This is a genomic window from Paenibacillus sp. FSL R7-0048, from assembly GCF_038004505.1.
In the GTDB taxonomy this organism is placed as follows: Bacteria; Bacillota; Bacilli; order Paenibacillales; family Paenibacillaceae; genus Paenibacillus_AQ; species Paenibacillus_AQ odorifer.
Map to the genome: position 1 here is coordinate 5,120,370 of NZ_JBBORF010000001.1, position 14,141 is coordinate 5,134,510.

General features: G+C 43.3%; 14 protein-coding genes. 3 read left to right on the plus strand and 11 right to left on the minus strand.

Annotated features, from left to right (window positions below; genetic code table 11):
* Positions 1-17: 17 nt before the first annotated feature.
* On the plus strand, positions 18-611 hold the full coding sequence (locus tag NSQ91_RS22890) for a hypothetical protein (RefSeq protein WP_076130242.1): 594 nt from the start codon (positions 18-20) through the stop codon (positions 609-611).
* A 65-nt stretch (positions 612-676) separates the two neighbouring features.
* Here NSQ91_RS22890 and NSQ91_RS22895 read toward each other — a convergent pair whose 3' ends face one another.
* The 4 genes from NSQ91_RS22895 to NSQ91_RS22910 form a co-directional block, all read right to left on the minus strand.
* A complete protein-coding gene (locus NSQ91_RS22895; protein WP_340919957.1) occupies positions 677-1,249 on the minus strand; it encodes a type 1 glutamine amidotransferase family protein in 573 nt (190 codons plus the stop codon).
* Positions 1,246-2,364 carry a hypothetical protein gene (locus NSQ91_RS22900; RefSeq protein WP_076130241.1) on the minus strand — a complete coding sequence of 373 codons (1,119 nt, stop codon included), beginning with the start codon at positions 2,362-2,364 and terminating at the stop codon, positions 1,246-1,248. Before NSQ91_RS22900 ends, NSQ91_RS22895 begins: the two co-directional genes overlap by 4 nt.
* A gap of 97 nt (positions 2,365-2,461) precedes the next feature.
* Positions 2,462-2,995 (minus strand): hypothetical protein, encoded by a 534-nt coding sequence (locus NSQ91_RS22905; RefSeq protein WP_076308953.1) that lies wholly within the window; start codon positions 2,993-2,995, stop codon positions 2,462-2,464.
* A gap of 117 nt (positions 2,996-3,112) precedes the next feature.
* Positions 3,113-3,427: a hypothetical protein gene (locus NSQ91_RS22910; protein WP_340919962.1), complete on the minus strand. Its 315-nt coding sequence runs from the start codon at positions 3,425-3,427 to the stop codon at positions 3,113-3,115.
* A gap of 205 nt (positions 3,428-3,632) precedes the next feature.
* Here NSQ91_RS22910 and NSQ91_RS22915 point away from each other — a divergent pair, with 205 nt between their 5' ends.
* On the plus strand, positions 3,633-3,842 hold the full coding sequence (locus tag NSQ91_RS22915; RefSeq protein WP_036683023.1) for a hypothetical protein: 210 nt from the start codon (positions 3,633-3,635) through the stop codon (positions 3,840-3,842).
* A gap of 77 nt (positions 3,843-3,919) precedes the next feature.
* Here the strand turns inward: NSQ91_RS22915 and NSQ91_RS22920 are convergent, their stop codons facing one another.
* From NSQ91_RS22920 to NSQ91_RS22930, 3 genes are read right to left on the minus strand one after another with little or no spacing between them, the layout of a single operon-like run.
* Positions 3,920-4,933 carry a Gfo/Idh/MocA family protein gene (locus tag NSQ91_RS22920; protein WP_340919966.1) on the minus strand — a complete coding sequence of 338 codons (1,014 nt, stop codon included), beginning with the start codon at positions 4,931-4,933 and terminating at the stop codon, positions 3,920-3,922.
* A 31-nt stretch (positions 4,934-4,964) separates the two neighbouring features.
* Positions 4,965-5,978 (minus strand): Gfo/Idh/MocA family protein, encoded by a 1,014-nt coding sequence (locus NSQ91_RS22925; protein WP_340919969.1) that lies wholly within the window; start codon positions 5,976-5,978, stop codon positions 4,965-4,967.
* A gap of 20 nt (positions 5,979-5,998) precedes the next feature.
* Complete coding sequence (locus tag NSQ91_RS22930) at positions 5,999-6,847, minus strand: sugar phosphate isomerase/epimerase family protein (protein WP_076130236.1); 849 nt, start codon at positions 6,845-6,847, stop codon at positions 5,999-6,001.
* Positions 6,848-7,029: 182 nt separating this feature from the next.
* Between NSQ91_RS22930 and NSQ91_RS22935 the strand changes: the two genes are divergently transcribed.
* A complete protein-coding gene (locus NSQ91_RS22935) occupies positions 7,030-7,935 on the plus strand; it encodes an AraC family transcriptional regulator (RefSeq protein WP_076184211.1) in 906 nt (301 codons plus the stop codon).
* A gap of 469 nt (positions 7,936-8,404) precedes the next feature.
* Here the strand turns inward: NSQ91_RS22935 and gnpA are convergent, their stop codons facing one another.
* The 4 genes from gnpA to NSQ91_RS22955 all read right to left on the minus strand — a co-directional run bounded on the left by gnpA (position 8,405) and on the right by NSQ91_RS22955 (position 13,962).
* A complete protein-coding gene (gene gnpA, locus NSQ91_RS22940) occupies positions 8,405-10,564 on the minus strand; it encodes a 1,3-beta-galactosyl-N-acetylhexosamine phosphorylase (RefSeq protein WP_340919974.1) in 2,160 nt (719 codons plus the stop codon).
* 26 nt (positions 10,565-10,590) lie between these two features.
* Positions 10,591-11,445, minus strand: coding sequence for a carbohydrate ABC transporter permease (locus tag NSQ91_RS22945; protein WP_340919976.1), 855 nt, complete (start codon positions 11,443-11,445; stop codon positions 10,591-10,593).
* 9 nt (positions 11,446-11,454) lie between these two features.
* Entirely contained in the window at positions 11,455-12,396 is a 942-nt protein-coding gene (locus NSQ91_RS22950) for a carbohydrate ABC transporter permease (RefSeq protein WP_244886367.1), read from the minus strand.
* A gap of 90 nt (positions 12,397-12,486) precedes the next feature.
* A complete protein-coding gene (locus NSQ91_RS22955) occupies positions 12,487-13,962 on the minus strand; it encodes a carbohydrate ABC transporter substrate-binding protein (protein WP_076308958.1) in 1,476 nt (491 codons plus the stop codon).
* Positions 13,963-14,141 lie beyond the last annotated feature (179 nt).

A 14,141-nucleotide genomic window follows, 5' to 3' on the forward strand; every position in this document is an offset into this window, starting at 1 on the left:
TTAGGGAGGTTATACAGATGAGAAAGATAGCAAGTGTTGCTGCGGTATTTGCTTTTGTGTTAATGGTCGGATGTGGAAATGCAACAAACAATGCCAATAATGCTACTGCAACAAGCACTCCTGAGAACACGAATAATGCGGGAACCACTAATAATACAGGCACCGCTAATAATCAAAATAACACCACAGATGCTGTAACCTCAGCTTCCGTAGTAGATAATGAAGAAGCCTTCAAACGCGCCATCAGTCCAGAAGGAACCTGGATTGCTGCCACACTTAAAGACTTAACCTTCACCGAAGATCTCGTGGTGGATGGAGAATTCATGAATAAAGAGGAACCCGCCAGAAAAATTGCTCTATACACACAAGATGCGGATCACAACATCACCAACTCCTTTAAACTGACTGCTCCAAAATTGACCATCAAGAGTAAAAATGCCCGCATCCAAGGCGGCACTTTTATTGGAGATGTATACGTAGAAGCGGATGGATTTACCCTAGTGAACGCAACCGTTGAAGGTAATGTTTACTTCGCAAACGATCAATATAAATCCACCTTTAATTCATCCGATCAAGGAAAAGTAACTGGTGTTACAGAAGTGAAAAAATAAACTTCAACCCCAAAAAGGTGATCTCAAGTCGTTAAGACTTGAGATCACCTTTTTTATATACACCCTTATTCTTGATAAAAACCATCTTTGAAAAATTTGTACCATCCCTCGACGGTTTCGATTGGGAAACCCTCTAACTTCTTCATAACTTCCCTTGCAAATTCTAAAGAAGCTGTGCCATTAGCTGTAATAATATATTCACTCGAAACTGCCTGTTTTTCTATATAATTTGCTTCTCCTTTATAATTAGGAGCATTTTGTTTTAAATAATCCAATGAATTTCCGGTATGCGGTATGTTGTCTAAATAGCCATGTTCAGCCAAAAAAGTTGTAGCATCACATATAGCGGCTATAGGTACACTCTCCTGCAGACATTTTTCAATCATTGGAGTAATAGCTGAATTATCATTCCAGCCTGTGCCACCGATTAAAATTAACATTTCATACTGAGCAGGTAAACTGTCTAAAGTATAGTCAGGTACAACAGTAAATCCACCCATAGATTTGACATTGTCGCTAGTTAGAGCAACTGTTCTTACTTTATATTCACTTTCCTGCTTATTTAGTTCGGCACTAATATATCCGCTTTCCCAATCAGCGTAGCCATTGGATAGAAACATCAAAACTTCTTTTTTCATATATTAGCACTCCCTTTAAGTTCTAACGCCACTTCCGCCACTTCTCGCCCATTTACCAGCAGCACAATCCGGTGCTCTCCTGGATAATGACGCCGAGTTGTTAAATCAGCCCAACGATGTGTCCGTTTACCTGACAGAATTGTACCTCCAGGTACGGTCTTATCCGATAACAAAAAAGATTTACGGGAGGTTCGACCTGCCGCTTTCACGAAATAGATTCCGTATTCAATCCGAATCCGTGCCGGAGCTCCCTCACGAACTTGAAGCTTATACTGTAATTCAGAGCTTTCGCCAATGGTCAGGATTGAAGGTTCCAATAGAATGAAGGCACTCGTTATAAGTGGAGCAGCTTCGTCTGTCTGCTCTGCGTATCCGAATAAAGCCATAATCTCTGGCTCAGCTTTACGAATCAAAGAACGGCAGCCGTGCCGCACAATCCAGTCTGTATCGGGATGTGTTCCCTTCCAGCGCCGAGCGGTATCGAGCACCACTTCCGGATGATCCTTTGCAATATCATTCAAATGATTAGCGACACTTTTACGTACATACAGGGATGTATCCGCCTTAAGCTGCTCAAGTACAGGTAATACCGGAGCTGGGTCAAGCTTGAACATGGGAAGCGCCTGTCCCCAAGGCAGACGAGGCCGACAGCCCTCACTAGCCAGCCTACGTACATGCTCATCAGGGTGCTCCGCCCATACCAGCATTTGAGCCATCATCCGCTCTGGTTCCCGTAAGAGAAACGGCCTAACTGCAAATTCAGCCGATGATTTCGCTGTGAATCTTTCCAGCGCCTGCATAGACAATTCCCAATGATCGTCTCCCTGACCATATACCTCAACAAAATCCGGAAAAATCAAATAAGGAAATCCCACGCAATCGTCAGCAATGGCGAATAGGATAGCCAGCGCTTCCTCATAAGGAAGCTTTAAGTGGCTGCCCAACGTCTCGGTGATCCGCCGCATTCTTGCCTTCAGCTCAAGCGTTTCCCACGGTTCAGTCATGGCTGAGCTTACAAATGCCTCAGTCTCGAAGACATTATGTACGCCACGAATCTTTTCGCCGAACTCACGCAGAAATTGTTCATTGTACATTGCTTTTAAAGGTTCAGCCATTCGATAATCCCTCATTTTCTTCTTTAAATCAGCAGACTTGATTCTGTCAGGAAATCGTAGCACACCCAATTTGACAACAGTATGTCAACTTTGGCAGCTAATAATTAATAAGTACCTTTACCTCTTCAATCCCTTGTTGGGCTCGACTGTTTAACGCGCGCTTATCTTTAAGGTTATGTTCTTTAAGTTCGTGTCCAGGATCAATGACCAGCGGCTGTGAGATTACATCCTCGAGAATTTGCACAGCAACCTTACAGCCTTGAAATAACAGTTCTTTTGTGATCACCTGGTTATGAGAACGAATGATTTCAAGCATTTTTTCCGCATAAATCAGTCTAACCAAACTATCGGCGCTCATAATATTCCGCGAAGCAAAAGAAGCCACTTTTTCCACAATCCAGCTATCCTGATAATTCCGCGAGATGGATTCCAGTATCGTAATCGCATCCCAGTCCCGTATCGACAACTGCTTGACATGCTCCATAGCCCATTCCTGCAGCCATTCCAGCTCCACTTCTCTTGGAATTTCAAAACTCTTGTACTCCTTAAGTACTCCTGCTTTATGCATATTTAAAAAATGACCCAAAAACTGAATGTACAGCTCCTTGGCTCTTTGTGTCGGTTCTGTCATCTGGCAATCATCCTTTCATTATCCAAATCATATCCATTCCCCGGTTTCTTTTCAAATTAAAATAAAAAAGGACAGGTAGCGAAATCATCGCAATACCTGCCCTTTAATAACTTTGGGTTATGGTAAATAGTTTGCTTCAACCGGAGGGGTTTTCTCCACTATTTTCAGTTCTAGTCCTCCGAATCTCTTCGCCAGCTTGTTATATACCAGCGCTACCAGCATACCCACCAAACCATAAATGAGTATCAAAATAACCGGCATAATCAAATAAGGGATACCCATAACAACAATAAACGGCTCTTTAATGATAAGCCCGACCACCACCATCCCTAAACCTACTATAAACAATAGCAGTGTAGGAATGATCATAAAATAGATAGTTGTTTTAAAAAAACTCTTTTTGTTAATTTCCAGCACTTCATAGTCTTTCATTATGTAATCCCCTTAATTTATTTAGAGTGGTAAAATTACCCTCTTCGTTTCATTAAAGACGATCTTAAATACAATTTCAACCAAATTTCTCATATTTTCGACTTTTACCAAAGAATTCTTCCTAAAACTCAACGATAAATCATGGTAAAATAACTCCTATGGTTTAATATATCATCATGTACAAGATGTCACCGGAGGGAATAACATGCCACAAACACTAGTGAAAAATATTGATTTTTTTATAGCTGCCTTATCCCAAACCTATATTTCTGCGCTACAGCTTGATCCTGATGGAATGTATTCAGAGGTTGCTTCAGGAATTGTTGAACTGTTCTCTGATGAACAAGTACGGCTGAGAAGATATGACGGATCAGTATCCCATTATGCAAGAGACAACACCAAATTTCAGCGATGACAAAAGGACGTGAACTGGAAAAAGGTCATTGTGAATGATCCTCTTCCAGCTCACGTCCTTATTCACTCTACACACAACTAATCTAGCACGATCCATTCGCCTTCAGCATCCGCTGACTTCATTTCTGCTTCCACGATTCTTAAAGACTCCGCTGTACTCTCTGGCGTACAAATAATGATAGGCTTATCCTGGATAATAACATCCAGAAAATATACAAGCTCTCTATAGTAGCCAACATCCGGTGAAAGTTCCGCTAAATAGCCTGCCCCGTCATTCGGATTGACCTTGACCTCGCTGCCGTCAAACACTATATTTCCACGTTCAAAATTAACCCGGTACCCCATGTAAAAACCAAAATCACCTTCCAGCGTCCAATCCACCTGAGCATTAATTACTTTTGCATCCTTATAAAAATAGTGAGTCGATGCGATATCATATCCGCTTCCCGAAAGGACATTACGTCCTAAGGATGATACTTTATCCGGTCTGCCGAACAGATAGTTAATCATATCCGTATCGTGAATATGCATATCCATAATGCCTCCACCGCTTAGTGTCTCATCAAGAAACCAATCCTTAGGAGCACCAGATCCCCTGTAAAAATACCCTTCCGTGACCTGACCGAACTGCCCGCTCTCTATCACTTCTTTTAAATATTCATACCCCGGCCAAAAACGGAGACAATGTCCGATCATCAGTTTTTTCCCACAGCGGGCTGCCGTTTCCACCATTTCCAGCGCTTGTACGGAAGTTCTGGCCATCGGTTTCTCACAAAAAACATGATATCCACGCTCCAGCAGCGAACAAGTCATTTCCGCATGCAGATAAGTAGGAACCGCAATGTCGATCATATCCAGTTCCTCACTGGCAATCATTTTCTCCAGATCATCGTATAGATTGTAAGCTGACAAATCATAGACTTCCTGGGCAGTGCTCATATTCCCGGCTGCTTTTCCATCCTTTAATTCCTCAATTCGCAAATCACAGATGGCTTTAAGGGCAATGGGCTGCCCCTCTTTCGTTAAGCGCACATAATTATCAAAATGCATCCGGCCCATAAATCCAAAGCCGATCAAGCCTATTTTCAACATCGTGAAGTCTCCTTTACTAAAAGTATGGTACTTAACGTATCCGTATCCAGGCCCCTTCTTGATCAGCCGATTGGATTTCAGCCTCAATGATTTCTATGGACTGGGCAGCACTTTCGGGCATACATAGGGTCACTGGCTCATCGTTCTGGATGATTTTCAAGAAATATACCAACTCTCTGTAATATCCGGTATGCGAAGAAAGCTTCGCAATGAACCCCGGTTGACGATTAGGATTTACCTTAACTTCCGCGCCATCAAAGACTACATTTCCCCGTTCAAAATTAATCCGATAGCCCATGTAAAAACCAAAGTCGCCTTCCAGTGTCCAGTCCGCTTGGGCATTGACCACTTTTCCATCCTGATAAAAATAATGAGTGGAGACGATATCATAGCCACTTCCCGGTAAAACCTTCCGCCCAAGCGTTGATACTTTATCTGGTTTCCCAAACAAGTGATGGATGATGTCCGTATCGTGTACATGCATATCCAGCATACAGCCGCCACTTAGCTCATCATTGACCAACCACCCTTTAGGACCACCGGAACCCCGGTAAAAATAAGCCTCTGTCACTTCACCGAACTCACCGCTAGCTATAACCCCCTTCAAATATTCATATCCCGGCCAGAAGCGAAGACAATGACCAATCAGCAATTTTTTTCCGCTGCTTTGCGCCGCCGCTACCATCTTCCAAGCTTCTGCGGAATGTCTCGCCATCGGCTTTTCACAGAACACATGATACCCTCGTTCCAGCAGCGAACAAGCCATTTCAGCATGCAAGTACGTAGGTACTGCAAGGCTAATAGCATCTAGTTCTTCTTTTTCGAGCATATGCTCCAAATTCTCATAAAGGCTGTAAGGGGATAAATCATATACCTCGTGGGCTGTGTTCATATTCCCCGCGGATTTAGTATGTTTAAGGACTTTAATCTGCGGGTCACAAATGGCAACCAGAGAAATCGGATGGCCGTCTTCCTGCAATTGAACATACTGATCAAAGTTCATTCGGCCCATAAATCCAAAACCCATCAGCCCCACTCTGAGCACAGCCTTCACCTCTCTTAAACTTAGTAACTAGTGCGTCCTAAAATAGCATCCATCGCTGCAGAAGTATTAAAAATGATTTGCTCCGAATAATGCGTATATGGCGGTATCATTTCTCCAGTAACATAATTGCTGTAGCCGATCTCCTGCAGTGCTTCCATAACAGCAGGATAATCCACATCCCCAGCAAGTAGATCAACAAATCCATGAAGTCCTCCGGCTGCCCGGCGGTAATCTTTGAAATGCACCTTCTTGATTCTATGGCCTAGAATCCGTATCCACTGCTCTGGATAACCAGAATGAACGATATTCCCTACATCCAGATAGGAACCTACATAATTGGAGCCTACAGCATCTATAAAAGAACGTAATTCGAGCGGAGACAGCAGGAATTTATTCCACACATTTTCAATCCCAATAGAAACACCCGCCATTTTTGCATCCTGAGCTAGATCACTGATCGCCTTCAAGGCTCGATCATAAGCTTTTTCATAATCGACTATTTCACAGCCCTCAATAAAATCCACACCAACCGCACCAGGAATGACAAGAATCGTATCTACGCCAAGTGTTGCTGCCAGCTCCAATTGTTTTTTACATACATCGATAGCCTTCGTCCGGTTCGCCGCGGATTCACTTGTCATGGCATATGACCAATATAGTCCTGTCGCCAGTCCTGCAATTTCTAACCCCATCTCCTGAATGGAATTTTTGATCTTAATAGCTTCTTTCTCAGTGGTTTGCAAGCCAAGTTCACCCGATTCATTCAAAGATAACTCAATTCCGTCGAAACCTGCCGCTTTAGCCAGACGTGCACATTCTTCGATCTCAGTACCTTCGCGAAACGACCAAATGTTTATTCCCTTCTTCATCTGAATCCTCCTAAAATTTGTTATTTTCCGTTTTTTAAGATTTTTCCCTAAGTGCGCTTATATCCTTGATTTATTTATATTATAATAGATTGTAAGTTGAATTTATTTAGGTGAACAAGAGATTTGTTGCACGATTCCGGTCTATTTAAAAATTCATTTTATACTGTATGGGAGGTTTATTCGTGGCTGAAAAAGAACCCCGTTATCCCCTGAGAAAACAGGTCCCCTCCCGGGAGTGGTCACCTGGCATTCACTACGCACAATTCCAAACCCTCTCACCTTGCCTCTTTCCAAGAAGAAGATTGTATGATTTCGAGCTGCTATACGTTCGCCAGGGGAAATTATCAACAAAGATGGATACGGAGGAATATATCCTGAATTCAGGACAACTGATATTTCTTTCTTCCGGGGTATATCATCAAAATGCGATTGTCTCAGATTCGGAAACCAAACTCATTGGGATCCATTTTGATTTTTTTGGGGAATCGATTATTACAAGCGATGAAGACATGCTGGTCAATGAGGAGGAGGTTATGGACGAGAAGTTTGCCTTGGAAGCTGTGACCGCTCCTTTTATGCCATTGTCACAGGAGCCCATTTATACCCCGCCACCCGAATGTATCCATGCGATGGAACAGCTCGTGCATGAATTTACGATGCGGCCTGCCGGTTATGAATGGGTCTGTCGGGGGTTACTGCTCGGCGTTCTAACCTCGCTGCTCCGAACACAAAGCTCCCGGAATACAGCCAAATCTTCCGTTCATACCGGGCGGATCAGAGCTTTAATCGATGAGATGGATTCAAAGCTAGCAGACCGCTGGAGCAATAAATCCATGGCTGGTGCCATGAATATGCATGAAGACCATTTCTCCAAGTTATTTCGTGAGGTGGCTGGCATGCCTCCTGGTGAATATCTCCGTTCCATCCGGCATCGAGAAGCACGCAAGCTGCTGCGCGAAACGGATTGGCCGATTGAACAGGTCGGGGATAAGGTTGGTTATCCTGATATCCATTATTTCAGCAGGGTATTTACTGCGAATGAGGGAATTTCTCCGCGGGCTTATCGCAAAATGTCCCGGATACTCTAGATACGGAAAACTCAAGATATCTCAATCCAAGTAAGAAAAACTTGCCAAAAACATTGAGGGTGATGGGTCATCTGCTTTGTGTGATACCTGTGGGGGCCGATAAACAATATACATTGTACGGTGAGATGTGCAATATGCGGGGCGGCGAACGTTCGTGTTTTCTGCGTTAATGCAGTATGCGGGGACGGCTCTAAAACTAATTAGGGAAAAACTCCCTGAAAACAGCCAATATTCGCTCTAAATGAACGAAATCAGGGAATTCCTCCCTAATAATAAGAGGAATAACTATAATTGCTAACGAATCAGCTAAACTTTGGGGAGGTTTTCCCTGATTATTAGTCTGATGACCAAATATCCCGGAATTTCAGGGAGAAATTCCCCAATCACTCTATCGAAGCAGTACAATTCAGGAAAGTTGGAGATAACAGCAGCCGGAAGTCTAATTATTCGCCGTAGTTACGGCTGACTCTTAATGTATGATCTCAAATTGAAACCACACACTTTCCATCCCACCCAACTCTATTTCTTGGATCACGGCGTTATCCATCAGGATCGTCGTCTTTTGGATCTCGGAAGTGTTATTTACGGCACAATATCGACCCATCTCAGGATACGCGTGACATTCAACATTCGGATTCACTGAGAACCATGAATACAATTGCTCCTCTTGATGTGCGGCCCAAAAGATCGCTCGGCTGAGTAGTCTGGTATTCTGAATACTATAGGGAAGCCCCGCGATATAAACGCCCCGCCCCTGACCAAATGAGTTCACGGCAAGATTGCAGCTGCCTTGATGCACGTCCAATATTTCTGCTCCGGCCTCCGCTTGATAAATCATGGTCATCCCTTCACCATAATTAATCTCACCTTCCAGATCTTCCGTTATGAAATGACCCTGCACAGGCGTTACCTTGGGCTTATTGATGCTTGCTGTAAATCCAATTTCCTTCTGAACACCTAGGATATCCGCTAGTTGAAAAAGAACCCCTTGTTGTTCATAAGCTGATGGATCACCAATCCCAATAAAACCGCCCCCTTGCTCCACCCACTCACGAAGTGTTGCCACAACTTGCGGATCGCTCCATTGATCTCCCCCGCTCCAAGAGGTGTGTACATCACCTGCGTTAATAATCACACCGATACTAGGATCAATCCCACACAACCTGATGTCATCAAAGCTTATAAACTCAATGTCGAACGGCAAGCCCGCCAGTGACTCTAATGCCCCTATGTAGGAATAACATCTTTGATTCCATAATGAATGAGCCACTTGATGTGTCTGCCAGCTTCGAAGGGAGCCCCAAGTATTCAGAACCGCCACTTTAAAAGGAGCTTTAAAAGGCTGTGTCCCTTCTGCATTGGCATGAATCCCTTTGAACTGCTTCGCAATCTCTGTCACATGATCTATAAAATCCGGGAATTGATGCGCTAGACTTAAATATCCGCCATACCCCATCCTGCCAACTGGTTTACGCATGAGCGCACGCCGGCATTTGATCCAGATCGGCATGGACTCTCCGACAGGGTCTCCCCCTTCAAAAAAGATATCTGGAAAGAAGTAAGGATAGAAACGTGCCTCGGTATCCTTAATAGGTATATCCGCAATCATACGCGTTGTAACGCCATCTCCTGCTGCCCCTACCACTGCATCGAGCCCGATCTCCGGAAAATATTTGCCATAAGGCTCTGTGCCAGCCCAGTGATCCCCGAAGAACATAATCGCTTTCTTCCCGAAATCATGCACCATATCTACACATTGTTTCGCATAACCTGCGATGAATTTCTGATTGAAGTCCATCCAGTCCAGATATCTTTGGGTCGGGTTCTTAAATGGTGTGTTATATCGCCCCTGATCCACAAAATCTTCCGCAGTCAATCGGTACCCATAAGCTTGCTCGAATTGCTCTAACGCAAGTGGACTCACACAACTCAGATAGCCAAACCAATTCACCTGTTTCTCCTTACCTTCCTTGTTAAATATCAAATCAAAATTATAAAAGAAGGTCGTAAAACGTACGATATCAGTCTTGGGATGTTTCTTCAGCCAATCTTCCAGCACCTTCAAAACATGCTCTTGAGCCTCGGGATAACGAACATCCAACGGAAAACGATGCTCCTCATCCCAATCATTCGTGATGTGATTGTACATGGAGACCGGCTCCCATTTCTGGTAGGCCAAGAAACTGACCGTATATTTGTGAAATTGTACCGCCTGCTCAAGTGTGACAATCCCCTCTGCATAACTCCAACATTCAGAAGGTAATACTTCTCCTGTAGTCCGGTTTACAACCTGCCAATATTTTTTTATATCCACATCTGTGTTAGGAATAAATTGATCGGCAAAATAATCAGCCATAATATCGATGGTCTTCACCTTTGAAGTTACTATTACTGGAGCAGACATCAGATAAATCTGCTGTCTATATTGCGGATGCTGCTTCGCCCACTCGTTGTCCTCACGGACAAGACAAAGCGTTGAATAAATTTGCAGACCCATATCGAGAATGTCCTGCGATAGATTCGTGCCATCACTGTCACGTACGGCATCTACACCCCATTTTTCGACGAGATCGGCTATGACCTCTTCCATCCCTGTTTCACCAGGCAGTGTAAATCTTCCTTTGTCCACGTAACTTCCCTCCATGTCTTTGTTGTTCAGCCCTTAATTCCGCCTGCGCTTATTCCTTGGAGCAATTGCTTTTGTCCTATCACATATAAAAGAATCGTTGGAATCAGCACTAGGATCAGCGCGGCAAAAAGTGCACTCCAATCAGTAGCATAACGTTGAACCTCAAAAAGATTGGCTAAACCTACTGGCAATGTTTTTTTGCTATCACTTTGAATTAAGACCAATGCCAGCGGATACTCATTCCAAAAGCCCATCGCTGCCAGCATACAGACCGTCACAATGCCCGGTTTAGCAAGCGGCACAACAATTCTGACGAGCACTCCCGTGTTGCCACAACCGTCAATCTTAGCGGCCTCTTCATAATCTCTAGGGACGGACTTCAGAAATCCACTTAATACAAAGATGGCAAAGGGAAACTGCAGAACAGCATAGATTAAACTGAGCATCCCGCGATTGTCTAACATCCCGAACGAATTCACCTGCAGAAATAAAGGAACCATAATATAGGAGGCTTGCAGAAAAATACAGGCCATATAAAGGTTAAGGATTAGTTTGGAGCCCCAAAACTTAAATCTCGTTAAGACATAAGCCATAGGAACCACAAAAATAACTAAAATCGCCGTGGATAACACCACAAGAAAGATAGAGTTCAGGAAATAACTCCCCATCTTGGATTTCTGAAAAGCACGTACATAGTTATCGAAGTGTAGGGCTTGTGGAAAGGAGAAGGGGTCGGTCAGAAATTCTGTATTGCTTTTAAATGAGGCTAAGAGATTCCATATAAACGGATATAACAAAACAATGGTGGCTACAATCAGAAACAGCCGCGTGATCCAGTTAGCAATATTCATTTTTAGAAGACTCTGCTGATTGCTTGTCATCCTTCTCCCCTACCCTTCTGCTCGATTTGTAAGTAGTCTGGACAGAAAAGAAAGCACAAAGGCGAACACCAGCGTAAATATAGCTATAGCCATGGCATATCCAAAGTTCGCATTTTGGAAGGCCTGCGTGTACATGTAGTGGAGTAAAACAGTAGTTCCACCTGCCGGACCACCACCAGTCATTACAGTTACAACTATAAAACTTAAATTGATCGTACCAGCCAGAGACAACACAAACGTAATGCCAATAATATCTTTTAGCAGAGGGATCGTAATACTGGTAAGCTTCCGGAAATATCCCGCACCATCAATAGTCGCCGATTCAAACACATCCGCAGAAATCCCATCAATCGCAGCGATATACATGACCATATAATAACCAACCGCTTGCCAGATCAGTGTAACGGCTACACACCACAATGCTGTTCGGCTATCTCCAAGCCAGGGTCTGCTCAGTTGATCTAATCCGATGCTCCCCAGAATATTATTCAAAATGCCCATGTTGGGATGAAACACAAAGGACCAGATAATTCCGACTACCGTCAAAGAGATGATACTAGGAAAGAAAAATACGGTTCGGTAAAATCCTCTTTCCTTCAGCTTCGTCTGCGTTAATAAAAAAGCGAGCACCAGCCCAAAAATCAACGTAATCACTGGCACGACCAGCATCAGTTTAAATGTATTGCTCAGAGCTTTGAGGAACATCTCATCTTGAAACATATATTTATAGTTATCCAAAAAGATAAACTTGTTCTCATCACTCATCCCGGTAGCATCCGTAAAAGACATAAAAAATGCCCGAAAGGTTGGAATAATCATAAATACGAGGGTCAACAGGAGCGTTGGAATCGTGCATACCGCTATGAATAGCTTAGGATTTCTGGTTTTCGCTGTCCTAATCTTTGATTTCCTCTGTCTAGGAGCTACTTCTGCCAGCTGCATTTCAGACATTTTTCTCACTCCCCTTCATACAAAATGCATCCCGTTCATAGATAACCTTATCCATTCCTAACAGGATGCATTTGCATGAGATACTATAGATTATTTACTAGCCGCTTTCTCTTTACGAATCTGTGCAAAAGCTTTTTCCACATTATCCATCCATTGATCTGTGGTCATTTGGCCTGTCATCACTGGTGTGACCGTATTCTTGAACATTTCAGTGACTACACTAACCTTGGAACCCTTCGGTAACGATTGCCAGCCCTGTAGAATAGAAATGGAACCATTATAAGCCTCGAACATGTCATAGACACCTTTAGTCAAAAATGGCTTAGACAGCTCCTTCGCATCGTTAAGCGCATACGCCCCATTCGCTTTTTCCGCAAATAGTTTTACAGACTCATCGGTATACAGGAACTTTAAGAATTCCTTAGCGAGCTCAGGATTTTTGGCCTTAGCAGGGATGGAGAATTGCTCGTAGCTGGAAAGCACATACTTCTGATCGCCTTTATTGAACACAGGTACTGTTGTCATCCCAAATTCAAATCCATTTTCTCTAGGTGAATCCTTCATTTCATTTTCCATCCAGTTCCCGTTTACGATAAACAAAGCTTTACCCATCATCATATCGGTCTGCGACTGTGTATGGTTCAAGGCAACCGTGCCGTCCATCAGATAACCGTCTTTAGAGATTTTATAGAAAATATCCAGTACTTTTTTGATCGTGTCGTTCTTAAATGAACCTTCCTCATAAGCAAAGACTTTATCCAGCGTTTCTTTTCCCCCCGCACTCGCAATGGCCGGGTAGAGAATTTCCTCCAAATAATCCGGATAGATGCCTTGGTAAGTGAATAAAGCCCGCTTCGTTTTGGTTCCATCTGCATTAACCAGATAGTTCTCCTCTTTGTTCAGCTCATCCCCTAAAGCAAAGAACTCCTCCCAAGTCTCAGGAACACTCCAGCCTTTTTCTGTGAACAGTGTTTTATTGTAAATCAAGCCCATCGGTCCAGCATTAAAAGGTGCGAGATACGTCTTTCCATCTTGATAGGGCTGAAATCTTGTACTGTCCAGCATCCCCGGTAGAATCATATCCTTAAGCGTCTCCTCTTTATCAAGCGCTTTGCTTTCAAATACATCGCTGATATCTAGCAGTCCTTTTTCTTTAATCAGTGAAAGCACGATGCCACTTTGCTCTGTATCTGTAACGGATAGGAAGTCGGGAGGATTACCCGCAACAATCTGCGGCCGGATTACTTCACCAACTTTAGGATTAATCGTCATGTTCACTTTCACACCTGGATAAGCACTTTCGAATTTGCTGACAATTTCATTCCAATAATCCGCACCATATCCCCCTTGGAATACAGCAATGCTAAGTTCCTTGTTATCAAAATCTTTAGCAGGTTCTTCTTTAGTCTTCTCGGCGTTCGTTGTACTTGTAGCTTGCGCGGTGCTCGTAGCTTTCGTTGAATCAGATTCATTCGAGGCAGCAGGTTTATTATTGCTGTTCCCACAGCCGAGCAACCCCACACCTAGCAGCATTACTGCTAATAATGTACTCATAGTCTTTTTCATAAACGCCCTCCTTAAGATATTCTTGTAAACGCTTTTTTAATAATCTAAGTATAGAAGGATTTACGCTATATTTACATTTACAATACAAACCTACCTATGTATTATCTTATCCATCTTCCAATGCGAGCTCGTGTAAGCTTATTCATCAGGGTCACATAACCTGTAAACTTAGCTGTTAA

What these genes read in the sequence shown, in the direction of transcription:
- NSQ91_RS22890 (WP_076130242.1), top strand. Translation starts at nt 18, where the DNA reads ATGAGAAAGATAGCAAGTGTTGCTGCGGTATTTGCTTTTGTGTTAATG.
- NSQ91_RS22895 (WP_340919957.1), bottom strand. Translation starts at nt 1,249, where the DNA reads ATGAAAAAAGAAGTTTTGATGTTTCTATCCAATGGCTACGCTGATTGG.
- NSQ91_RS22900 (WP_076130241.1), bottom strand. Translation starts at nt 2,364, where the DNA reads ATGGCTGAACCTTTAAAAGCAATGTACAATGAACAATTTCTGCGTGAG.
- NSQ91_RS22905 (WP_076308953.1), bottom strand. Translation starts at nt 2,995, where the DNA reads ATGACAGAACCGACACAAAGAGCCAAGGAGCTGTACATTCAGTTTTTG.
- NSQ91_RS22910 (WP_340919962.1), bottom strand. Translation starts at nt 3,427, where the DNA reads ATGAAAGACTATGAAGTGCTGGAAATTAACAAAAAGAGTTTTTTTAAA.
- NSQ91_RS22915 (WP_036683023.1), top strand. Translation starts at nt 3,633, where the DNA reads ATGCCACAAACACTAGTGAAAAATATTGATTTTTTTATAGCTGCCTTA.
- NSQ91_RS22920 (WP_340919966.1), bottom strand. Translation starts at nt 4,933, where the DNA reads ATGTTGAAAATAGGCTTGATCGGCTTTGGATTTATGGGCCGGATGCAT.
- NSQ91_RS22930 (WP_076130236.1), bottom strand. Translation starts at nt 6,847, where the DNA reads ATGAAGAAGGGAATAAACATTTGGTCGTTTCGCGAAGGTACTGAGATC.
- NSQ91_RS22945 (WP_340919976.1), bottom strand. Translation starts at nt 11,445, where the DNA reads ATGACAAGCAATCAGCAGAGTCTTCTAAAAATGAATATTGCTAACTGG.
- NSQ91_RS22950 (WP_244886367.1), bottom strand. Translation starts at nt 12,396, where the DNA reads ATGTCTGAAATGCAGCTGGCAGAAGTAGCTCCTAGACAGAGGAAATCA.
- NSQ91_RS22955 (WP_076308958.1), bottom strand. Translation starts at nt 13,962, where the DNA reads ATGAAAAAGACTATGAGTACATTATTAGCAGTAATGCTGCTAGGTGTG.